The sequence below is a fragment of the Salinicola endophyticus genome (assembly GCF_003206575.1).
In the GTDB taxonomy this organism is placed as follows: domain Bacteria; phylum Pseudomonadota; class Gammaproteobacteria; order Pseudomonadales; family Halomonadaceae; genus Salinicola; species Salinicola endophyticus.
Map to the genome: position 1 here is coordinate 57769 of NZ_PZJO01000010.1, position 21583 is coordinate 79351.

Annotated in this window: 17 protein-coding genes; 10 read left to right on the forward strand and 7 right to left on the reverse strand. The window is 66.0% G+C overall.

What is annotated here, in order from left to right; all coding sequences use genetic code 11:
* Positions 1-153: 153 nt before the first annotated feature.
* Positions 154-1101: an ectoine hydroxylase gene (gene thpD / locus DOM66_RS17360; protein WP_110691021.1), complete on the forward strand. Its 948-nt coding sequence runs from the start codon at positions 154-156 to the stop codon at positions 1099-1101.
* Between the two features lie 176 nt (positions 1102-1277).
* The gene (locus DOM66_RS17365) at positions 1278-1940 is read left to right on the forward strand and encodes a fumarylacetoacetate hydrolase family protein (RefSeq protein WP_110691022.1); all 663 of its coding nucleotides are present in this window, start codon (positions 1278-1280) and stop codon (positions 1938-1940) included.
* Positions 1941-2055: 115 nt separating this feature from the next.
* Here DOM66_RS17365 and speA read toward each other — a convergent pair whose 3' ends face one another.
* The 3 genes from speA to DOM66_RS17380 all read right to left on the reverse strand — a co-directional run bounded on the left by speA (position 2056) and on the right by DOM66_RS17380 (position 5546).
* Positions 2056-3963, reverse strand: a complete 1908-nt coding sequence (gene speA / locus DOM66_RS17370; protein WP_110677005.1) for a biosynthetic arginine decarboxylase — start codon at positions 3961-3963, stop codon at positions 2056-2058.
* A gap of 209 nt (positions 3964-4172) precedes the next feature.
* Positions 4173-5120, reverse strand: a complete 948-nt coding sequence (locus DOM66_RS17375) for a homoserine kinase (protein ID WP_110691023.1) — start codon at positions 5118-5120, stop codon at positions 4173-4175.
* A gap of 120 nt (positions 5121-5240) precedes the next feature.
* Complete coding sequence (locus DOM66_RS17380) at positions 5241-5546, reverse strand: DUF2782 domain-containing protein (protein WP_198651819.1); 306 nt, start codon at positions 5544-5546, stop codon at positions 5241-5243.
* 172 nt (positions 5547-5718) lie between these two features.
* Between DOM66_RS17380 and polA the strand changes: the two genes are divergently transcribed.
* The 3 genes from polA (at position 5719) to nadA (ending at position 11131) form a co-directional block, all read left to right on the forward strand.
* Positions 5719-8499: a DNA polymerase I gene (gene polA, locus DOM66_RS17385; protein WP_110691109.1), complete on the forward strand. Its 2781-nt coding sequence runs from the start codon at positions 5719-5721 to the stop codon at positions 8497-8499.
* 153 nt (positions 8500-8652) lie between these two features.
* Positions 8653-10068 carry an NADP-dependent phosphogluconate dehydrogenase gene (gene gndA, locus DOM66_RS17390; protein ID WP_110691024.1) on the forward strand — a complete coding sequence of 472 codons (1416 nt, stop codon included), beginning with the start codon at positions 8653-8655 and terminating at the stop codon, positions 10066-10068.
* Positions 10069-10081: 13 nt separating this feature from the next.
* Positions 10082-11131 (forward strand): quinolinate synthase NadA, encoded by a 1050-nt coding sequence (gene nadA, locus DOM66_RS17395; RefSeq protein ID WP_110691025.1) that lies wholly within the window; start codon positions 10082-10084, stop codon positions 11129-11131.
* 158 nt (positions 11132-11289) lie between these two features.
* On the opposite strand, the gene DOM66_RS17400 is transcribed toward nadA, so the two are convergent.
* The gene (locus DOM66_RS17400) at positions 11290-12060 is read right to left on the reverse strand and encodes a MipA/OmpV family protein (RefSeq protein WP_110677013.1); all 771 of its coding nucleotides are present in this window, start codon (positions 12058-12060) and stop codon (positions 11290-11292) included.
* Positions 12061-12472: 412 nt separating this feature from the next.
* On the opposite strand from DOM66_RS17400, the gene DOM66_RS17405 reads away from it, so the two are divergent.
* From DOM66_RS17405 to DOM66_RS17415, 3 genes are read left to right on the forward strand one after another with little or no spacing between them, the layout of a single operon-like run.
* Entirely contained in the window at positions 12473-13162 is a 690-nt protein-coding gene (locus DOM66_RS17405; protein ID WP_110677015.1) for a (2Fe-2S)-binding protein, read from the forward strand.
* Positions 13159-14145, forward strand: coding sequence for an FAD binding domain-containing protein (locus tag DOM66_RS17410; protein WP_110677017.1), 987 nt, complete (start codon positions 13159-13161; stop codon positions 14143-14145). Before DOM66_RS17405 ends, DOM66_RS17410 begins: the two co-directional genes overlap by 4 nt.
* A gap of 22 nt (positions 14146-14167) precedes the next feature.
* On the forward strand, positions 14168-16411 hold the full coding sequence (locus tag DOM66_RS17415; protein ID WP_110691026.1) for a xanthine dehydrogenase family protein molybdopterin-binding subunit: 2244 nt from the start codon (positions 14168-14170) through the stop codon (positions 16409-16411).
* Between the two features lie 118 nt (positions 16412-16529).
* On the opposite strand, the gene DOM66_RS17420 is transcribed toward DOM66_RS17415, so the two are convergent.
* The 3 genes from DOM66_RS17420 to DOM66_RS17430 are packed head-to-tail and all read right to left on the reverse strand — an operon-like array spanning position 16530 to position 19363.
* Positions 16530-17858, reverse strand: a complete 1329-nt coding sequence (locus DOM66_RS17420) for a TRAP transporter large permease (protein ID WP_110691027.1) — start codon at positions 17856-17858, stop codon at positions 16530-16532.
* Complete coding sequence (locus DOM66_RS17425; RefSeq protein WP_110691028.1) at positions 17852-18328, reverse strand: TRAP transporter small permease; 477 nt, start codon at positions 18326-18328, stop codon at positions 17852-17854. Before DOM66_RS17425 ends, DOM66_RS17420 begins: the two co-directional genes overlap by 7 nt.
* Positions 18329-18358: 30 nt before the next feature.
* The gene (locus DOM66_RS17430) at positions 18359-19363 is read right to left on the reverse strand and encodes a DctP family TRAP transporter solute-binding subunit (RefSeq protein ID WP_110691029.1); all 1005 of its coding nucleotides are present in this window, start codon (positions 19361-19363) and stop codon (positions 18359-18361) included.
* A gap of 335 nt (positions 19364-19698) precedes the next feature.
* On the opposite strand from DOM66_RS17430, the gene DOM66_RS17435 reads away from it, so the two are divergent.
* Together DOM66_RS17435 and DOM66_RS17440 are read left to right on the forward strand one after the other, a co-directional pair.
* A complete protein-coding gene (locus DOM66_RS17435) occupies positions 19699-20730 on the forward strand; it encodes a DctP family TRAP transporter solute-binding subunit (RefSeq protein WP_110691030.1) in 1032 nt (343 codons plus the stop codon).
* Entirely contained in the window at positions 20720-21574 is an 855-nt protein-coding gene (locus DOM66_RS17440) for an SDR family NAD(P)-dependent oxidoreductase (RefSeq protein ID WP_110691031.1), read from the forward strand. The genes DOM66_RS17435 and DOM66_RS17440 overlap by 11 nt, the downstream gene beginning before the upstream one ends.
* Positions 21575-21583 lie beyond the last annotated feature (9 nt).

Below are 21583 nucleotides of genomic sequence, written 5' to 3' on the forward strand. Positions count from 1 at the left end.
GGCTGACCCCGGGCAGGCAGTTGCAATTCTGGCCGACTTTTCTAGGCTAGAGACCCCTTTGATGTCAGATGAGGAAACTTCACTCGACCCACCTATCGGCACTACTGCCGAGGACTGGATCTGAAACCTGATCACAAACTTGGAGGTGATTGGATGTCAGTACAGACCGCATCCCCCCGTCAACAAGACACGTGGACGAAGCAGGATCGCTATCCGACACGTTTGCGCCGGCCGCAGGGAGCGCTCTGGCGTGAGCGCCAGGAGGCAGTCGTCAAGGGCCGCCACCTGGAAGGGCCGCTCGACGGCACCCAGATGGATGCCTTCGAGCGTGACGGCTTCCTGTTCGAGCCCAACTTTCTGGGACAGGACGAGGTCGCCGCACTGAACGACGAACTCGCCTTACTCCTGGCGCGGGATGATTTCCGCGACCGCGACTTTGCCATCACCGAGCCGGACAGCCAGGAGATTCGTTCGCTGTTCGCGGTGCACTTTCTGTCGCAACGCTTCGCGCAGCTGGCGGCAGACCCGCGCCTGGCCGGGCGGGCACGCCAGATCGTAGGCGGCGACGTCTACGTGCATCAGTCGCGGATCAACTACAAGCCTGGCTTCCACGGCAAAGGCTTCAACTGGCACTCGGACTTCGAGACCTGGCACGCCGAGGACGGCATGCCCGAGATGCACGCTGTCAGCGCCTCGATCGTGCTTACCGATAACCACCACTTCAACGGCCCGCTGATGCTGGTGCCCGGTTCGCACAAGGTCTTCGTGCACTGCCTGGGCGAGACGCCGGACGACAATCACAAGCGCTCGCTCAAGCAGCAGGAGTTCGGTGTGCCCGGGCAAGAGGCCCTGCGCGCGCTGATCGAGAGCAACGGCATTCAGGCGCCGACCGGGGCCGCCGGCGGGCTCTTGCTGTTCGACTGCAATACTCTGCACGGCTCCAACGCCAATATGTCGCCGGACCCGCGCAGCAACGCCTTCTTCGTCTTCAACCGTCGCGACAACGCCTGCGTGCGCCCGTTCGGGGCCAAGCAGTCGCGTCCTGACTTTCTGGCCCATGCGCCGGATGAGGTGTGGACGCCCCAGGGCGTGACCCACTGACGACACGCCGCCGCTGCCTGGTTCGTGGGTACGGAGCCAGGCGCGTCGGCGCGCAGGCAGGCGTGATGCCATCGGCCGCCGTTGAGGCTAGACTCGTCGAGTCTGCGTCAACGGCGGCTTTTCATGGTGCCGCCGGCGCACTTCGTTGGGCTTCAACACTGGCAGGGGAGTAGAGCATGGCTTTTACCACGCGCTTCGTCGACGGCAGCGAGACCGGGCATCCACTGGGCAAGATTCTCTGTGTGGGGCGTAATTACGCCGAGCACGCCGCTGAGCTGAACAATCCGGTTCCCAGTGCACCGTTGTTGTTCATGAAGCCGGCGACCAGTGCAGTGGAGCTCGAATCGCCGATCGCCCGACAGTTCACTCATGGCGAGGTGCACTTCGAAACCGAGCTGGCGCTGCTGATCGGTGAGCGCCTGAGCGAAGCGAGCGAGGCAGAAGCGCTCGCAGGCATCGCCGGCGCCGGCCTGGCGCTGGATCTCACCCTGCGCGACGTGCAGTCGGCGCTCAAGGAGAAGGGCCATCCGTGGGAGCGCGCCAAGGCGTTCGATGGCGCCTGCCCGCTGTCGCGTTTCGTGCCGGTGGACGCCGACACCGACTGGGCCAGCGTCTCTTTCCATCTGGATATCAATGGCCAGCGCCAGCAGAGCGGCAAGCTCAGCGACATGCTGTTCTCGGTGCCCGCGCTGCTCGAAGAGATGACCCGCACCTTCACCCTCGAGCCCGGCGACGTGGTGCTGACCGGGACCCCGGCCGGCGTCGGCAAGTTGCCGCGGGAGGCGGTGCTTGGCCTGTCGCTGTCGCTGGGGCTGGATGTCGGCACGCGCACCCGATAAAGCACATGAAGGTGTCGGTGCACCGGCACCGGACGCAAAAAACGCCGGGCACAAAAAACCGCGATCGCTTCGCGGTTTTTTGCATCTGGCATGGGGCTGGCCTGGCGGCGGCGCTTCACTCCAGGTAGGTGTAGCCGCTCAGGCCGGCGGAGAGCTCTTCGACGAACTGCTCGCGCTCTTCAACGCTCAGCGGGCTGGCGATCAGCTGCTCGGTGAGCTGCTGCTTGAGTGCCTCGGCATCGAAGTTGACGTAGCCCAGCACCGCGGCCACGGTGTCGCCCTGCTGCACGTGGGAGAGGTGCCACTCGCCGTTGGCATCCAGCGCCACGTCGACCGAGTCTGTATCGCCGAACAGATTGTGTAGATCGCCCAGGATCTCCTGGTAGGCGCCGACCAGGAACAGCCCCAGCAGCTTGTCGTCGTCATCGTCCCACTCGGGCAGCGGCAGCGTGCTCTCGAGCCCCTGGCCATCGACGTAGAGATCGATCCGCCCGTCGGAGTCGCAGGTGATGTCCTGGATCACGCCGCGCCGGGTCGGAGTATGGTCGAGGCCGGTCAGCGGCAGCACCGGGAAGACCTGGTCGATCCCCCAGACGTCCGGCAGCGACTGGAACAGCGAGAAGTTGACGAACAGCTTGTCGGCGAGCTTCTCGGCCAGCTCATCGGCGATGTCACGATGGGCGCGGTTGCGGCCATCGAGACGGTCGCGCAGACGCTGGCAGGCCGCGAAGTAGACCGACTCGCCCTCGGCGCGGGCCTGGATATCGGCCAGCCCCATGACGAAGCGATCCTGCAGCTCGCCCACGGCCTGCACCACGTCGTGGTACGCCTCGACCAGATCGCGCGGCTCGCGCATGCCCTCGAGCCGATCATAGACCCGCCACAGCTCGTCGACGTGGGGGTCCTCTCCGACCCGGCGTTCCGGTTCGATGTGGCCCATGCGCTCCTCGCCGATGACGTTGGTCACCAGCACCGCATGGTGGGCGGTCAGGGCGCGTCCGGACTCGGAAATGATCTGCGGGTGCGGCAGCTCGTGGGTGTTGCAGATCTGGCTGAAGGCCCACACCACGTTGCTGGCATACTCGCGCATGGAGTAGTTGATCGAACAGAAACTGCGCGAGCGAGTGCCTTCGTAATCCACGCCAAGACCGCCGCCGACGTCGACGGTATCGATCGGCGCACCGAGTTCGCGCAGGCTGTGGTAGAAGCGCGCGCACTCGCGCAGGCCGCGTTGGATGTCACGGATATTGGCGATCTGCGAGCCCAGGTGGAAGTGCACCAACTGCAGGCTGTCGAGGGCACCGGCATCGCGCAGGCGCTCGGTGATGGTCAGGATCTGGGTCGCGGTGAGACCGAACTTCGACTTCTCGCCGCCGGTATCCTGCCACTTGCCCTTGCCCACCGAGGAGAGGCGCGCGCGTACGCCGATCCGCGGCCGCACCTGGAGCTTCTCCGCTTCCTCCAGAATCAGGCTCAGCTCGGAGTACTTCTCCACCACCAGGTAGACCTTGTGGCCGAGCTTCTCGCCCATCAGCGCCAGGCGGATGTACTCGCGATCCTTGTAGCCGTTGCAGATGATCACCGAGGGGCCGTCGCCGGAGAGCGCCAGTACCGCCATCAGCTCCGGCTTGCTGCCGGCTTCCAGACCGACACGGCCATGACCGCGCTCCTGGGTGGCCAGAATCTCCTCGACCACGCGGCGCTGCTGGTTGACCTTGATCGGGTAGACCGCGGTATAGCCACCCTGATAACGCTCCTCCTGCATCGCCTGATCGAACGCCATGCACAGCTGTTCGACCCGGTCGTGCAGGATATCGATGAAGCGTACCAGCACCGGCAGGCGCAGGCCGGCGTCGCGCAGTTTGTCGACCAGGGTATCGAGCACCATGCTGGGGCCGGGGACTTCGCTGCCCAGCGGGCGTACCAGCGTGCGTCCCTGGTCGTCGACGTCGAAGTAGCCACTGCCCCACTGATCGATATTGTAGGTGCGGCGGGCCTGTGCGGCGGGAGAAGGATTCGGCATGACGCTCTCCGATGGACCGGCGGTGAAGTCCCGGCGAAAAGATAGGTAGCGCGCCGGGTGACGATGGCGCGCATTATGCCGTTGCACTGTGTCGGGAACCATGAATTTCAGGAAAAAAGCCCAGGGCCGCCAGGCTGTTCTGGCAGCGTTCCGAAACAGGTGTCGCTGGTGCGGCCCCGCACAAGCCTAGTCGAAAAAGCGCCCGGCGCTCACGCCGGCAACGGCGGGACCTCACCCTCGAGCCGTCGCGTCAGCAGGGTGCGGAAGCGGGCCGGGTCGTGGGGCGTGATGTCGTGCGCGGGCGGGTCGACGTGGATCACCAGCAGGCGCGACAGCCAGTAGCGCAGTGCGGTCATGCGCAGCATCAGCGGCCACAGCGCGCGCTCGGCATCGCTCAGCGGGCGGTGAGCCAGATAGGCGCTGAGAATGGCGTCGTAACGCGCGTGGTCGATCTCGCCCGTGGCGTCGCTGGTCCAGTCGTTGATCACGATCGCCAGATCGAACAGCAGCTCGCCGGTGCAGCCGTTGTAGAAATCGATGATGCCGCCGAGGCGGTCACCGTCGTAGAGGGTGTTGTCGCGGAACAGATCGCCATGGATGGCACCGCGCGGCAGGTCGGCGACAGCGAAGGCCGCGGCGTAGGCGGCGATCTCTTCGCGCATCAGCGCCTGGTCGCTGCTCTCCAGATGGGGCAGCACTTCGCGATGGCGGCGGCGCAGCCAGGCCAGGTTGCGCGGATTGTCGCGCTGGCCGGTGAACCGCTGCGATACCTGGTGCATGCGCCCCAGTGCATCGCCGAGCGCGGCACACTGGGCCAGGTTAGGCGCGCTGGGGTGGCTGCCGGGCATGCGCGGGAACAGCAGCGCCGGGCGGCCGGCGAGACGCTGCAGGGCGACCCCTTGGCGGTCGTGGACCGGCCCCGGCACCGGCAGGCCCTGAGCATCCAGATAGTCGAGCAGATCGACGAAGAACGGCAGGTCCTCGAACTCCCCCTGCTCGAACAGCGTCAGCACCCACTCGCCCTGGTCGGTGGTCACGAAGAAGGTGCTGTTCTCGGTGCCCTGGGGGACGCCTTTCAGCGCGGCGAAATCGCCGACGGCGTAGCGCGTGAGGAAATCAGCGACCTGGGCGTCGTCGAGGGGAGTGAATACGGCCATGGCAATATCGGATCTGGGAGCGGAAACCGCGCATTGTAGCGGTTGAGGCGGCGCGCTCCTACCTCGCGTGCGTTGTTGCCCTCGTGTGGATTGCGGCGATGCGGCAGCGCCCTCGGCGGCTCACTCGCGGCGCACCCACTCGGGTACCGGCACCGTGTCGGTGTCGCGGCGCTGGTAGTTGCCGTCGCCGTCGGCGTCATAAAGGAAATAGGCCTGTCCCGACTTCGGCGCCACGCGAATGGCATAAAGCTTACCGTTGAGCCGATACTCCGAGACCGTCTGCTGGGCGTCGCTATGGGTCTTGATCTCGGGTGTCGGTGTGTTCTGCGCCAGAGCCGCGGGGGGCAGCGCGGTCGCGGCCAGCAGGCCGGCCAGCAGTAGGCCCGGCAGCGCGCGGAGCATGGTGTGCGATAGCGTAGTGGGCATGGCGGTCACCTCCATTGGCGGTGGTTAGTCTAGCGCTGGATCGCGGCCATCCGCACCTGCTTCGACCGCAGGCGCAGGCGTGGATTCCCGATCGCCGGCGGCGTGCCCTGACGCCGAGCGGCGCCTTGCGTATCATGAGGCGATCGAAAGCCAGTCACGGATGCCCCAGCTCATGGCAGATGCTCCCATCGTCCTCGTCGACGGATCCTCCTATCTCTACCGCGCCTTTCACGCCCTGCCACCGCTGTCGACCGCCGACGGCCAGCCGACCGGCGCGGTGCGCGGGGTGCTGGCGATGCTCAAGAGCTTGATCAAGCAGTATCCGCAGAGCCCCATGGCGGTGGTGTTCGACGCCAAGGGCAAGACCTTCCGCGACGAGATCTACGCCGAGTACAAAGCCCATCGGCCGCCGATGCCGGATGACCTGCGGCCCCAGGTGGAGCCTCTGCACCAGTGCGTCAAGGCGCTCGGCCTGCCGCTGCTGTGCATCGAGGGGGTCGAGGCGGACGACGTCATCGGCACGCTGGCCCGGCTCGCCACCGAGTCCGGACGCGATGCGGTGATCTCCACCGGCGACAAGGACATGGCCCAGCTGGTCAACCAGCACATCACCCTGGTCAACACGATGAAGGACGAAACCCTCGACGTGGCCGGGGTGGAGGCGAAGTTCGGCATTCCGCCCGAGTTGATCATCGACTACCTGGCGCTGATGGGCGACAAGGTCGACAACATCCCGGGAGTACCCGGGGTCGGCGAGAAGACCGCGCTCGGTCTGCTCCAGGGCATGGGCGGCGGCCTGGACACCATCTACGCCGATCTCGAGCGCGTCACCACGCTCGATTTCCGCGGCGCCAAGACGCTGCCCAAGAAGCTCGAAGCCAACCGCGAGCAGGCCTTCCTCTCCTATCGCCTGGCCACGATCAAGACCGACTGCGAGCTGCCGGTGGGGCTCGACGAGCTGCATCTGGCCGAGCCGGACCGCGACGCCTTGAAGGCGCTGTACACCCAGCTCGAGTTCAAGAACTGGCTGGGCGAGCTGCTCGAAGGCAAGGACGAGGGCGTGGACGACGTCGTCTCGGGCACCGCGGTCGCGAGCGACGATGTCGACGCAGCCCCGGCGCAGGCCAGCGCTACACGCGAAGACCACACCCTGCTCACCCAGGCAGAGTTCGACGCCTGGGTCGAGCGCCTGGCGGCGAGCGAGGCGTTCTGCTTCGATCTCGAGACCACCAGCCTCAACTATATGGAGGCCGATATCGTCGGCATCGGGCTGGCGCTCGAACCCCATGAGGCTGCCTACATTCCGGTGGCCCACGCCTATTTGGATGCCCCCGACCAGCTCGACCGCGACGCGGTGCTGGCGGCGCTCAAGCCGCTGCTCGAGAACCCCGACATCGCCAAGATCGGGCAGAACCTCAAGTACGATATCTCGGTGCTGGCGCGCTACGACATCCAGGTCGCCGGTGAGCTGATCGACACCATGCTCGAGTCCTACGTGCTCAACTCCACGGCGACGCGCCACGACATGGATTCGCTGGCGCTCAAGTACCTCGGGGAGAAGACGATCAGCTTCGAGGAGATCGCCGGCAAGGGCGCCAAGCAGCTCACCTTCGATCAGATCGGGCTCGAGGAAGCCGTGCCCTACGCCTGCGAGGATGTCGACATCACCCTGCGTCTGCATCGCGAACTGCGGCCCAAGCTCGAGGCGGAAGGGCGTCTGGCCGAAGTACTCGACCGTATCGAGCGGCCGTTGATCCCGGTGCTGTCGCACATGGAGCGCGGCGGCGTGGCCCTCGATCCGGCGCGTCTGCATGCCCAGAGTCAGGCGCTGGAAACCCGCATTCGCGAGCTCGAGAGTGAAGCCTTCGAACTGGCGGGCCGGGAGTTCAACCTCGGCTCGCCCAAGCAGCTTGCCGAGATCCTGTTCGAGGAGCAGAAGATCCCGGTGATCAAGAAGACCCCCAAGGGCGCGCCGAGTACCGCCGAGGCGGTGCTCGAAGAGCTGGCACTGGACTATCCGCTGCCCAAGCTGATCATGGCCCACCGTGGCATGACCAAGCTCAAGTCGACCTACACCGACAAGCTGCCGCGGCTGGTCAATCCCGCCACCGGGCGGCTTCACACCAGCTACCACCAGGCGGTCACCGCCACCGGACGGCTCTCCTCCTCCGACCCCAATCTGCAGAACATCCCCATTCGCACCGAAGAGGGGCGCAAGATCCGCCAGGCGTTCGTCGCCCGCGACGGCTACCGTATCGTCGCTGCCGACTACTCGCAGATCGAGCTGCGCATCATGGCGCATCTCTCCGACGATAAGGGGCTGCTCGACGCCTTCGCCAACGATCAGGACATCCACGCCGCCACTGCCGCCGAAGTCTTCGGTGTCGCGCTGGAGAAGGTCACCGTGGATCAGCGGCGCAGTGCCAAGGCGATCAACTTCGGCCTCATCTATGGCATGAGCGCCTGGGGCCTGGGCAAGCAGCTGCACATCGAGCGTGGCCAGGCGCAGACCTATATCGATCGCTACTTCGACCGCTACCCCAAGGTCGCCACCTTCATGGACAGGATTCGCGCCCAGGCGGCGGAGGATGGTTTCGTGGAGACGGTGTTCGGGCGCCGGCTCTACCTGCCGGAGATCAAGGCGCAGAACCACGCCCGGCGCCAGGCCGCCGAACGTACCGCGATCAATGCGCCGATGCAGGGCACCGCGGCGGACATCATCAAGCTCGCCATGATCGACGTGCACCACTGGCTCAACCCGGCCCAGGGCCAGGCCGAGTTCGACGCCTGGATGGTGATGCAGGTGCACGACGAACTGGTGTTCGAAGTCGCCGAGGCGCAGAGCGACGACTTCATCGCCGCCGTGCGCCAGCGCATGCAGCGCACCGCCGAACTCAAGGTACCGCTGATCGTCGATGCCAATAGCGGCGCCAACTGGGACGAGGCGCACTGACCTCGGGCTGGAAGCGTGCCAGCCAGGTGGCCTCATGCTGGGCAGCGGGCGATTCGGCGGAACGCCCGCTCTGCCTTACAATAGGGAGCATCCGTCAGCGGGTGACGTTCATCGCCGCGTGGCGGCTTCATTTTTGCAAGGAGCATCAATTCCATGGCCAAACAGCAAATCGGCGTGGTCGGCATGGCCGTCATGGGGCGCAATCTGGCGCTCAACATCGAGAGTCGCGGCTATACGGTGTCGATCTACAACCGCTCGGCGGAGAAGACCGACGAGGTGATGGCCGAGAACGGTGACAGCAAGCTCAAACCGTTCTATAGCGTCGAGGAGTTCGTGGCGTCGCTGGAGACGCCGCGGCGCATTCTGCTGATGGTCAAGGCCGGCGATGCCACCGACAAGACGATCGCGTCGCTCAAGCCGCATCTCGACCAGGGCGACATCCTGATCGACGGCGGCAACACCCCGTTCGAGGACACCATTCGCCGCAACAAGGAGCTCTCCGAGGCGGGCTTCAACTTCATCGGCACCGGCGTCTCCGGTGGCGAGGAGGGGGCGCTGAAAGGGCCGTCGATCATGCCGGGTGGGCAGAAGGAAGCCTACGACATGGTGGCGCCGATCCTCGAGAAGATCGCTGCCCGCGCCGACGACGGCGAGCCCTGCGTGGCCTATGTCGGCCCGGATGGCGCCGGCCACTACGTCAAGATGGTCCACAACGGCATCGAATATGGCGACATGCAGCTGATCGCCGAAGCCTACGCGATCCTCAAGGGCTCGCTGGGGCTCTCCAATGCCGAGCTGGCCGAGGTGTTCAGTGAGTGGAATGAAGGCGAACTCGACAGCTACCTGATCGATATCACCGCCAAGATCTTCACCAAGCAGGATGACCAGAGCGATCACGATGTGGTCGATATCATTCTCGACTCGGCGGGGCAGAAGGGTACCGGCAAGTGGACCAGCAAGAGCGCGCTGGATCTCGGCGTGCCGCTGCCGCTGATCACCGAATCGGTCTTCGCGCGCTTCATCTCGGCGCTGAAAGAGGAGCGTGTGGCAGCGTCCAAGGTGCTCAAGGGCCCGGCGCAGAAGACCTTCGAGGGCGACAAGGCCGAGTTCATCGAGAAGGTGCGCAAGGCGCTCTTCTTCAGCAAGATCGCCTCCTACGCCCAGGGTTTCGCCCAGATGCGCGCCGCCTCCGAGGATCATGGCTGGGACCTGAACTATGGCGAAGTGGCCAAGCTGTTCCGCGCCGGCTGCATCATCCGCGCGCGCTTTCTGCAGAAGATCACCGATGCCTATCAGGAGAATCCTGAGCTCAAGAACCTGCTGATGGCGCCGTATTTCGGCGATATCGCCGGCAACTATCAGTCGGCGCTGCGGGACGTGATCGCTCATGCCGTGCAGAACGGCATTCCGGTGCCGACCTTCTCCTCGGCTATCGCCTACTACGACAGCTACCGCAGCGAAAAACTGCCGGCCAACCTGATTCAGGCCCAGCGCGACTTCTTCGGCGCTCACACCTACAAGCGTGTCGATCGCGAAGGGACCTTCCACACCGAGTGGCTGCAGGACTGACGGAGACGAAGCGATGGCGGAACGGGAGCGGGATCGCGTTCGCGAGCATCTGGCGGGCCACGCGCAGCCGACGCTCGACGAGGGCGCCAAGGCGCATTATCGGGCGCGTATCGCGGCGCAGTTGAAGGCGCGTAACGCGGTGCTGGTCGCGCACTACTACACCGATCCCGAGATCCAGGCGCTGGCGGAAGCGACCGGTGGCTGCGTCGCCGACTCGCTGGAAATGGCCCGCTTCGGCAAAGATCACCCGGCGACCACGCTGATCGTTGCCGGGGTGCGGTTCATGGGCGAGACCGCCAAGATCCTGAGCCCAGAGAAGCGGGTGTTCATGCCCACGCTGGAGGCGACCTGTTCGCTGGACATCGGCTGTCCGGCGGACACCTTCTCCGCCTTCTGCGACCAGCATCCGGAGCGCACCGTGGTGGTCTACGCCAACACCTCGGCGGCGGTGAAGGCGCGTGCCGACTGGGTGGTGACCTCGTCGATCGCGGTGGAACTGATCGATCACCTCGACCGGCAGGGCGAAAAGATCCTGTGGGCGCCGGATCGCCATCTGGGCAACTATGTGCGCGAGCGAACCGGGGCCGACGTGCTCTGTTGGGAGGGCGAGTGCATCGTCCACGATGAGTTCAAGGCCAAGGGGATTCTCGATCTCAAGGCGCTGCATCCGCAGGCCGCGGTGCTCGTGCACCCGGAGTCACCGGCCTCGGTGGTGGAGATCGCCGATGTGGTCGGCTCCACCTCGCAGCTGATCAGCGCGGCCCAGAAGCTCGATAACCCCAGCTTCATCGTCGCCACCGATCGCGGCATCTTCTACAAGATGCAGCAGCTGATGCCGGACAGAACCTTCATGGCCGCGCCCACGGCGGGCAATGGCGCCACCTGCAGAAGCTGCGCCAACTGCCCGTGGATGGCGATGAACGGCCTCGAGAACACCCTGGCGGTGCTGGAGGACGCCAACGGCTGTGGTCAGGAGATTCATGTCGATCCCGAGATCGCACGCCAGGCGCTGGTACCGCTGAATCGCATGCTGGAGTTCGGTGCCGAGTTGAAGCGTCGTTAGGCTGGGTACGACAACGGACGTCGCTCGCCGACTTTTGGCATCACCCCCAGCGCTGTCCGTGGCAAGACGAAAACGCCCGCTCCGGCCGATGCCGGGGCGGGCGTTTTTGCTGATGGGGCGGCGTGGCACGCCCCTGGCGATGTCAACGGTGGCCGGTATCAGAAATGGTAGTTGATGAAGGCGCCCGCGTGCCACTGGGTGGCGTCGCCGAGGTCGTCGACGATCGGGCTATCCTCGGCGTCGCCGGTGAGGCGTGCCACGCCGACCAGGCCGGTGACCGACCACTGCCGGGTGAGGTAGTAGCTCAGGGTGGCATCGGCGCCCAGGGTGAAGTAGCCATCGTTCGGGTCGTAGGCACGAATCCCCGAGCGCGCACTCTCTCCGGCGGAGACCCCGAACAGATCGTCGGTCCAGGCCGCGCTGGTGTAGCTGAAGCGCGGGCCGACGGTGAAGGCGGCGCGCTCGCCGAGGCGGGCGACATGGGTCGCCGCGAACTTGACCCGATAGCCGTCGAGGTCACCGGTGAACGGCGTCTCGGCGGCGGCGCTGTAGTGCCAGGTGTCGTCGAGATAGCTGGCGCGCAGGCCGGCGGTGGCGCCGCCGTCGACCTGATCCAGGGCGCGGATGTCGCCGGTGTCGTCTCGGCCGAAGGTGTAGCCGATGAAGGGCGCGACCCGCCACTTGCCCTCGCGCACCAGATTCCAGCCGATGCCGTCGGTCACGCTGACGAAGAAGGTGTTGCCGTAGGTCGCATCCAGCGACGGCCAGGCCCTCCACTCGTAGTCGTCGCTACCCTGATAGTCCGGCGCGTAGAGGGCGCCGGCGCCGACGCTGCCTTCCCAGGTCGGCTGGGCCGCGCTGGCCGCGGCGGCGGTGGAGAGGCCGGCGGCGAGCGCCAGCAGACGGACGCCATGACGTGAAACACTCATCTCTCTGATCCCTGTGACGATGCAGTTGGGCGAAAACATACGGCAGGCCCGAGCAAAAGGCCAGCCGCGCCGCGGGCCTGTGGATGATGCCCATTTCTGCGTGAATTGCGCGAATTACGCCAATGATTTGGCATGGATGCCGCTCTTTTCCTAACGTCAGTGCTACGACTGGCCGCCCTTCGACATCGCGCTGCGGTGCCTGACACACCCTGCGTGCCTGCGCCCCGCCTGGCATACCGCCTCTCGCGCTGGCCGTCGTGGGACAAGACGCGCGCATCGCCGCTCGAGCGGCAAGCGCCAGCCCCGCACCCGACAGGGCATCTCGACAGACACGCGAGCACGACGCGCCAGAACGCCACGTGAGAAAGACAATGATGCCGGCAGCGGCACAGCCTTGATGAGGATCTCAGACATGGATGACAACGAGCGCGCGACGCCGGGGGTCGATCACTTCGATCCCCGCCGCGACACCCAGCCCCGCTCTCCCGCGCGGCGGCGTTTCCTGCAGTCCGCGGGGGCTTCCGGTCTCGCTATGGCGGCGGCACCGGCGCTGTCCCAGGTGAGCTATGCCGGTTCGCCGGACCAGCCGCAGACCCAGACCGATGTCCCGCCGGCCGAGGGCCGGCAGCGCATCACGCTGATCGTCAACGGCCGGCGCCAGCAACTGGACGTGACCCCCAACGTGATTCTGCTCGACGCGTTGCGCCATGGTCTCGGTCTCACCGGCACCAAGAAGGGCTGCGATCACGGTCAGTGCGGGGCCTGCACGCTGCTGGTCAACGGCACCGCGATCAATGCCTGCCTCAGTCTGGCGGTTACCCACGACGGCGACGCCATCACCACGGTCGAAGGGCTCGAGCAGAATGGTCAGCCGCACCCGATCCAGCAGGCCTTCCTCGAGCACGATGCCTACCAGTGTGGTTACTGCACTGCGGGGCAGATGATGAGCGCGGTGGCGATTCTCAACGATGACGCGATCGGCACCAGCGATGCCGAGGTACGCGAGGCGATGAGCGGCAACATCTGCCGCTGTGGCGCCTACAAGAACATCGTCGCGGCGATCCAGTCGGCGCGTGGCAAACTTGCAGGAGATCCGGCATGAGAGCCTTCGATTATGCCCGGGCGGAGAACCCGGCGGCCGCGATTGCGGCCCACGGCAGCGATGGCCAGGCTGCCTTCCTGGCGGGTGGCACCACGCTGCTCGATCTGGTCAAGCTGGATGTCATGCAGCCGCGCAAGGTGGTCGATATCAATGGCGTGGCGCTGGACCGGATCGAGTCTCTGGACGACGGCCGCCTGCGTATCGGCGCCATGGTGACCAACACCGCGCTGGCCCGTGACAAGCGTGTCGTCGAGGATTACGCCGTGCTCTCCCAGGCGCTGCTGGCAGGAGCCTCGACCCAGCTGCGCAACAAGGCCACCACCGGCGGCAATCTGATGCAGCGGGTGCGCTGTCCCTATTTCCGCGATGGTGTCTCGGCCTGCAACAAGCGCGAGCCGGGTAGCGGCTGTGCCGCGATCGGCGGCGTCAACCGCTCGGTGCATGCGGTGCTCGGCACCAGCGACAGCTGCATCGCCGCTCACCCGTCGGACATGTGCGTGGCGATGGCGGCGATCGGCGCCAAGGTGCAGGTCGAAGGCCCCGAGGGACGACGCGAGATCGACTTCGCCGACTTCCACCTGCTGCCCGGTGACACGCCGCAGCGCGAGCACGCGCTGGCGCCCGGCGAGCTGATCACCCATGTGGTGCTCGACGCCCCGCTCGCCGGCAGCCGCTCGGCCTATCTCAAGCTGCGCGATCGCCAGTCCTATCAGTTCGCGCTCGCCTCCAGCGCGGTAATCGTGCAGATGGATGGAAACACCGTTAGAGAAGCACGGGTGGCGCTGGGCGGCGTCGGCACCAAGCCGTGGCGGGCGCCGGAGGTAGAGGCGGCGCTCAAGGGTGAGCCGGCGAGCGAGCAGCGCTTTGCCGACGCCGCAAAGCTCGCTTTCGAGCATGCCGTCGCCTACTCCCACAACGCCTACAAGATTCCCCTCGGCCAGCAGGCGATCGTACGCAACCTGACCGATCTGACCATAGCCTGAGCCACGGCGAGGAGAGACCCAGATGAGTGACGACAAGCCCACTGCCCCGCACTTCGGTGCGATCATCGGCGCCGGCGTGCCGCGGATCGATGGCCCCGACAAGCTCTCGGGCCGTGCCCACTACGCCGCCGACCAGCAGCCCGCCGATCTCGTCTACGGCTACGGTGTGTTCAGCACCATCGCCAGCGGCAAGGTGAGTCAACTGAGCGTGGCTCGGGCACGCCAGATGCCCGGTGTGATCGAGATTTTTCACCACGGGCACTTCCCCAAGCTCTACCGTTCGCCGTCGAGCTTCGCTCAGGGCAACAAGGTCGAGGAGACGCGTCTGCCGTTCGAGGACGAGCGCATCTACTACGCCGGGCAGTTCGTGGCGCTGGTGGTGGCGGATACCTTCGAGAACGCCCGCGCCGCGGCGCGAGAGGTCGAGGTCAGCTACGCCGAAGACCACGCACTCGCCAACCTGGATCAGGGGGTGGCCGCCCACGGCACCCGGGCCGGCCGAGGCGACCATTCACGCGGCGATGCCGCGGCGGCCTTCGACAGTGCCGCCCAGCGTATCGACGTGACCTACCGGACGCCGGTGGAGACCCACAACCCGATGGAGATGCACGCCTCCACGGCGTGGTGGGAGCGCGATCATCTCACGATCTTCGATGCCTCCCAGGGCGTGGTGATGGCGCGTAACGCGCTCTCCAAGATCTTCGCCATCCCGCCGGAGCGGGTCACCGTGCATGCGCCCTACATCGGCTCCGGCTTCGGCAGCAAACTGTGGACCTGGCCCCATGCCGTGGCCACTGCCGCCGCCGCGCGCGAGCTGGGGCGCCCGGTACAGCTGGTGGTGCCGCGGGCGCAGATGTTCACCACCACCGGCCACCGGCCGGAGACGCGCCAGCGGCTGCGCCTGGCCACCGATGGCAACGGCAAGCTGGTCTCCCTGCGCCACGAGTCGATCAACACCACCTCGTTCACCGACCAGTACGTCGAGACCTGCGGCAGCGTGACCAAGAGTCTCTACAGCTGCCCCCATCTCACCGTCAGCCACGCAACGACCCAGGTGAATCGCGGTACGCCCACCTCGATGCGCGCCCCCGGTGCGGCACCGGGGCTGTTCGCGCTGGAGTCGGCGGTGGATGAGATGGCCGTGGCCGTCGGCGCCGACCCGCTCGCCTTCCGCCTCGACAACTACGCCGAGCGCGACGAGAGCCTGGATCTCGCTTTCTCCAGCAACCATATCGTCGAGGCGACCCAGCGTGCCGCCGAGCGCTTCGGCTGGGACGAACGCTCCGCCGAGATCGGCAGCATGCGCCAGGGGCGCGAGATCGTCGGCTACGGCATGGCGGCGTGCAACTGGGAGGCGCTCAAGCGCCCGTGCGATGCGCGGGTCTCGCTGCGCGCCGACGGTACCGCATTGGCCTCCTGCGCCACCCAGGACATCGGCACCGGCACTTACACCATCGTCGCCCAGGCGGTGAGTGATCTCACCGGCCTGCCGCTGGAGCGGATCACGGTCGAACTGGGGGACTCCTCCTATCCGGATGGCCCGGTCTCCGGCGGCTCCTGGGCCACGGCGACCACGCTGCCGGCGATCGCCAAGGCGGCGCGGGTCGCACTGGACGAGATGAAGCGCTACGCCACCGGCACCAATGGTGCCTTCGCCGGGGTCGCCAGCGACGAGCTCGAGGTCGCGGAGGGCGGCTTGCGCAACGCCGATGGCAAGCAGGTGAGCTTTGCCGACATCCTCGGCGCCGCGCGCTACGGCAGCGCCGATGGTGAAGCCCACACCGAGGGGGCTGATGCACAATACTCCTACCGCTCCTTCGGCGCGCACTTCGTCGAGGTGCGCTGGGACCCGGGCATCTCGCATCTGCGCGTCGCCCGCGTGGTCAGCGCCATCGATGTCGGCCGGGTGATCAACGAGACCACCGCACGCAACCAGGTCGAGGGCGCAATCGTCATGGGCGTCGGCATGGGGCTGTTCGAGGCGACCGAATACGACGCCCGCAACGGTCGTCCGGTCAACAACGACTATGCCGAGTACGTGGTGCCGGTCCACGCCGACCAGCCCGAGGTCGATGTCATCCTGCTCGACTACCCCGATACCCGGTTCAACGAGTACGGGGCCCGCGGTATCGGCGAAATCGGCATCACCGGGCTCGCCGCCGCCGTGGCCAACGCGGTGTACCACGCCACCGGCAAGCGTATCCGCGAGCTGCCGATCACCCTCGACAAGCTGATGGATGATGTGCCTGAGGCCCGCACGGCCTGAGCCAGATCCAGAACGCATCGACGCCGGCCCCAGGGCCGGCGTCTTTGTCTGGGTCTTCGTCTTGGTCTGGCTATTTGTCGTCGTCGGTCTCGGTGACGCCGCGCTAGGTGCGGTGGGGCTAGAGCGCGATGAGCGAGATCGCCGGCACATAGGCCACGATCAGTAGCCCGATCAGCGACACGATCAGGAAAGGGATCACCCCACGCGCGATCTGGCCCAGCGGCAGCCCGGTGATATTGGCGGCGACGAACAGATTGATGCCCACCGGCGGGGTGATCAGGCCGATGGAGAGCGCCGTCATCAAGGCCACCCCGAACCAGGTCGGGTCGAGGCCCAGTTGCTGCACCACAGGCATGAAGATCGGCAGGGTGATGAACATGATGGTGATGGCGTCCATGAACATCCCTGCCAGCAGCAGGATGACCAGCATCATCAGCACGATCACCCAGGGGCTCTGGCTGATGCCGAGCAGCGCATCCGAGTAGTTGCCGACCAGCCCGTCGACCACCACCACCCAGCCGAACAGGCTGGCGAACGCCACCACCAGCATGACCACCGCGGAGGACCCCGCCGAGGCCGCCACGCAGGCGAACAGCGCCCGCGGGCTGAGCGTGCGGTAGATGAAGAAGCCCACGAACATGGCGAAGACGGTGGCCACGATCGCCGCTTCGGTGGGGGTGAACAGGCCGCCATAGATGCCGCCCAGGATGACCACCGGCGTCAGCAGGCCCCAGAACGCCTCGCGGAAGGCGCGCAGCAGGCGCGTGGCGTAGGGCAGACCGCTGCCTTCGCCCACCGCGCGCAGAAAGGCGGCATCCGCGCTGGCGCTCTCGCTCGCCGAGGGCGGCGTGGCGCTCAGCCGTGCGAACGGCAGCGCGCACAGCATCAGCAGGCCGAGCATCAGGCCCGGCAGGATGGCGGCCAGGAACAGATCCGAAATCGAGGTGCCGGCGAGGATGCCGTAGATCACCAGGCCGATGGAGGGCGGAATGATCAGCGACAGCGCCGCCCCGGTACAGACCAGGCCCGCGGCGAAGGCACGCGAGTAGCCGTCGGCGACCATGCCGCGGATGATCAGCGGCCCGATCGCCGCCACCGAGGCCGGCCCCGAGCCGCTCACCGCGCCCCAGAACAGGCACACCACGGTACCGACCAGGCCCATGCCACCGGGTAGCCCGCCGACCAGAGTGCGGAAGAAGTTGATCATCTTCTCGGCAATGCCGGTGATCCCCATGATATTGCCGGCGAGGATGAAGAACGGGATCGCCAGCAGCGAATACTTGGCGATGCCCGAGACGATCAGGTCGCCCACCATGTCGAGCCCGAAGCCCATGATGTACATCGCCGCCATGGCCGACAGCGCCAGGCTGAACGCCACCGGCACACGAATCAGGACCAGCACGAAGAACAGGATGATCATCTGGGTACCGGCGGAGAGGTCTAGCATGCGACACCTCCCGGACGGCGCAGCTCGGCGATCGCCAGCTCCAGCTGGCGGATCATCAGCATGACGAAGCCCAGCGGCACGATCAGCGTGTAGTACCACTGCGGCACCTGCAGGGCGCTGGAGACCACCCCGCTGGTGTACTGGTGACCGAGCAGGGTCACGGTAAAGAGCGTGCACAGCACCAGGGTCACCAGCACCAGCAGGGTCGAGACCACTACCAGCACGCGCTTGAAGCGGGCGGGGGCGATATCGTAGAGCACCGTCACCGCCAGATGCTGGCCGCGCTTGGCTGCGATCGCCGCACCGAACACCGTCAGCAGCACCATCCCGTTGATGATCAGCTCCTGGGTGGATGCCAGCGAGTAGTTGGTGAGGTTGCGTACCACGACATTGATGAAGCCCAGCAGAGTCATGCCGAGAAACACGCAGCCGCAGATCACTTCCTCGAAATGGTGCCAGACCGATCGCATCAGCGTTGCGCTCCCGTGTTGATCGTCTCGTTACTGGCTAGCCGTGTCTTTGACCGCCTGCTCGAACTGCGTGACCAGATCCTCGCCCACGCGTGCCGCCCACTGGTCGTAGACCTCACTGGTGGCCTGCTTGAACGCCTCGAGCTGGGTCGCGTCCAGGGTGGTGACGGTCATGCCGTGCTGCTTCAGCGTCTCGACGCCGCTGCGGGTCTGGTCGCGCGCCAGGTCGCGCTGATAGGCCATGGCCTCCTGCGCCGCCTTGGCGACCAGCGCCTGGGTCTTGGCATCCCAGCCGTTCCAGCGTTTCTCGCTGACCCCGATGAAGATCGGATCGTAGGAGTAGTGCCACTCGGTCAGATACTTCTGCACCTCGTAGAGCCGCTGCGGCACGATGATCGAGCCCACCGGATTCTCCTGACCATCGACCACGCCCTGCTGCAGTGCCGAGAAGGTCTCGGTCCACTGGATCTGCTGCGGATTGGCGCCCAGGGCATCGAACACATCGATGTACATCGGGCCGGCCACGCGGATCTTCATGCCGCGCAGGTCGGCGGGGGAGGAGACCGGCTTGACGCTGTTGGTCAGCTCGCGAAAGCCGTTCTCTCCCCAGGCGAGGATCTCGATGCCATTGTCGCGGGCGATCTCCTTCACCGCGTCCCCCGGTGCGCCCTGAATGGCGTTGTCCACCTGGGCGTAGTTGGAGAACAGATAGGGCAGCGAGAAGACCGCCATCTCGGGAATCAGCGGGGTGACGTTGATCGCCGAGGTGATGACGAAGTCGATATCGCCACGGCCCACCATCTCCGCCTGCTTCATCTGGTCGCCGCCGGAGAGCACGGCATTGGGGAAGATGCGCACGCCGATATCGCCGTCGGACGCCTGCTTCAGCAGCTCGTTGAACTTTTCGGCGCCCTTCTGCCAGGAGGTGGCGTCGGAGGTGTTGTGGGTCAGGCGATAGGTATCGGCATGGGCCGAGAGCGACAGCAGGGTGGTACATGCCGCGACGGCCAGCGGAATCAGCGTACGCTTGATCATGGGGTGTCTCGCGTTCCGTAGAGTGGAATTGTTATGGCTTGTCGCTGGCAGATTGGACGAGCGGGTCGTGTCGGGGAATTGGACGATGGTTGTAAACACCCGGGCGGCCTTGAGTCGTTTTTATCCTAATCGATTGATTATCATCAAAATGGCTTTTCTATTTCATAGTCCTTTCTTCGTAGTTCTCCGATATTTATCCACCTCTGGGGTTTTCAAAAATTCCATTATATGAAATTTAGTCAGTAGGTCGTATTGCGGGGTGGCGAGTGCTTTCCCGATTCTCGGGAGGCGCCGGCGTCTTTGCGGTGGCGCTTTCACACGAATCGGAGGGTGTTATGGCGTTGTTTTGTAACGTGAAGATCGGCGTGTTGAGGGCCAGTGGCGCTGTCGTGGGGAGCCTTCTGCTGGTGGTCTCCACCGGCGTGGCGGCAGAGACACTGCGACTATCCAGTGAGACCAGCGACGCCACGAGTCGCAACATGGGAGCGGCGCGTTTCGCGCAGCTCGTCGATACCGCGACCCAGGGGCAGACGCAGGTCAAGGTATTCGCCAATGCGGTGCTCGCCGGCGGCGATCAGCTGCGACAAGCCGAGATGGTGGGGCGTGGCGATATCGACTTCGTGCTCTCCACGGCGATCTCGGTCACCCCGCTGATCCCCGAGATGGCGGTGTTCTCGCTGCCCTACCTGTATCGCAACTATGCGGAGGTCGACGCCACGCTCCAGGGAGAGCCGGCACGGCGGATGGAGCAGATCATGGCTGAGCACGGTCTCGTCGTGCTGGGCTGGGGGGAGAGCGGTTTCCGCGAGTTGACCAACAGCGTCAAGCCGGTCTCCTCCCCCGCCGACCTGCGCGGCATGAAGATCCGCGTGGCCGGCCCGATGTTCATCGATGTCATGGACGAGCTGGGGGCCAATCCACAGCAGATCCAGTGGACCGAGACCTTTGCCGCGCTGCAGCAGGGCGTGGTCGATGGCCAGGAAAACCCCGTCGGGGCGGTCATCGTGCCGCAGCGCATCTACGAGGTGCAGAAGTATCTGACCGCCTGGCACTACTCCTATGACCCCGCCTTTCTCGCCGTGAGCGAGGAGAAGTGGAATGCCTGGAGCCCCGAGATGCAGCAGACGATGCATCAGGCGGCCCAGGAGGCGATGGCTTATCAGAAATCACTCACCCGCGAGCAGACGCAGTCGGGCTACGCCACCCTGGCCGAGCATGGCATGGAGATCACGCAGTTGGACGACGCCCAGCTCGGCGCCTTCCAGCAGGCGACGCGCCAGACCTTCGACAGCTGGTCGCAGAAGGTGGGGCCGGCACTGGTCGACACCTTCCAGCAGGCGATCGAGGAGGTGCGGCATGCCGAATGAGACGCTGGGCGGCGCACCGCGCCATGCAGGGGCGCTCGCCGCCGGCGGCTTGCTGGCCGGCCGGCGCGTGGTCGTGGTGGGGGCGGGTGCCTGCGGTGACGGCTGGGGCAACGGCAAGGCCGCAGTGGTCGCCTATGCCCGCCAAGGGGCGCGGGTCGTGGCGGTGGACCGCGATCTGGCGGCGGCGCGTGAGACCCAGGCCCTGATTCGCGAATCGGGCGGTGAGTGCGAGGCGCTGGAGGCGGACGTGGGCCAGGCGGCGGAGGTGGCGGCGATGATCGAGCGCGCCGCCGCCGTCCTCGGCGGGATCGATGTGCTGCACAACAACGTCGGCATGGCCATCACCGGCGGGCCGGAGGAGACCTCCGAGGCGGCATGGGAGCAGGTGCTGCGGATCAATCAGACCAGTGTCTTCCTCAGTTGCAAGCACGTGCTGCCGATCATGCGGCGCCAGGGCGGCGGGTGCATCGTCAATATCTCCTCGATCGCGGCGGTGCGCTGGATCGGTTTCGCCTACTCGGCCTATACCGCGTCCAAGGCAGCGATCATCGCCTTCACCGAGAATCTGGCGGCCCAGTGTGCGGCCGATGGCATTCGCGCCAACTGCATTCTACCCGGGCTGATGGATACGCCGATGATTCACGCGCCGCTCACCGCGGCCTATGGCGGCGACACCGCGGCGATGCTCGAAGCGCGCCATCGCCAGTGTCCCACGGGGTTCATGGGAGATGCCTGGGACGTGGCCAATGCGTCGCTGTTTCTGGCCTCCGACATGGCTCGCTATATCACCGGGGTGAGCCTGCGCGTGGATGGCGGCCTGTCGCTGCGTGCCGCCACGGGCTGAGCGGTTGCC

Excerpts from the sequence above, each read along its gene's own strand:
- thpD (WP_110691021.1), top strand. The coding sequence starts at position 154 with ATGTCAGTACAGACCGCATCCCCCCGTCAACAAGACACGTGGACGAAG.
- DOM66_RS17365 (WP_110691022.1), top strand. The coding sequence starts at position 1,278 with ATGGCTTTTACCACGCGCTTCGTCGACGGCAGCGAGACCGGGCATCCA.
- speA (WP_110677005.1), bottom strand. The coding sequence starts at position 3,963 with ATGCCGAATCCTTCTCCCGCCGCACAGGCCCGCCGCACCTACAATATC.
- DOM66_RS17375 (WP_110691023.1), bottom strand. The coding sequence starts at position 5,120 with ATGGCCGTATTCACTCCCCTCGACGACGCCCAGGTCGCTGATTTCCTC.
- DOM66_RS17380 (WP_198651819.1), bottom strand. The coding sequence starts at position 5,546 with ATGCCCACTACGCTATCGCACACCATGCTCCGCGCGCTGCCGGGCCTA.
- polA (WP_110691109.1), top strand. The coding sequence starts at position 5,719 with ATGGCAGATGCTCCCATCGTCCTCGTCGACGGATCCTCCTATCTCTAC.
- gndA (WP_110691024.1), top strand. The coding sequence starts at position 8,653 with ATGGCCAAACAGCAAATCGGCGTGGTCGGCATGGCCGTCATGGGGCGC.
- nadA (WP_110691025.1), top strand. The coding sequence starts at position 10,082 with ATGGCGGAACGGGAGCGGGATCGCGTTCGCGAGCATCTGGCGGGCCAC.
- DOM66_RS17400 (WP_110677013.1), bottom strand. The coding sequence starts at position 12,060 with ATGAGTGTTTCACGTCATGGCGTCCGTCTGCTGGCGCTCGCCGCCGGC.
- DOM66_RS17405 (WP_110677015.1), top strand. The coding sequence starts at position 12,473 with ATGGATGACAACGAGCGCGCGACGCCGGGGGTCGATCACTTCGATCCC.
- DOM66_RS17410 (WP_110677017.1), top strand. The coding sequence starts at position 13,159 with ATGAGAGCCTTCGATTATGCCCGGGCGGAGAACCCGGCGGCCGCGATT.
- DOM66_RS17415 (WP_110691026.1), top strand. The coding sequence starts at position 14,168 with ATGAGTGACGACAAGCCCACTGCCCCGCACTTCGGTGCGATCATCGGC.
- DOM66_RS17420 (WP_110691027.1), bottom strand. The coding sequence starts at position 17,858 with ATGCTAGACCTCTCCGCCGGTACCCAGATGATCATCCTGTTCTTCGTG.
- DOM66_RS17425 (WP_110691028.1), bottom strand. The coding sequence starts at position 18,328 with ATGCGATCGGTCTGGCACCATTTCGAGGAAGTGATCTGCGGCTGCGTG.
- DOM66_RS17430 (WP_110691029.1), bottom strand. The coding sequence starts at position 19,363 with ATGATCAAGCGTACGCTGATTCCGCTGGCCGTCGCGGCATGTACCACC.
- DOM66_RS17435 (WP_110691030.1), top strand. The coding sequence starts at position 19,699 with ATGGCGTTGTTTTGTAACGTGAAGATCGGCGTGTTGAGGGCCAGTGGC.
- DOM66_RS17440 (WP_110691031.1), top strand. The coding sequence starts at position 20,720 with ATGCCGAATGAGACGCTGGGCGGCGCACCGCGCCATGCAGGGGCGCTC.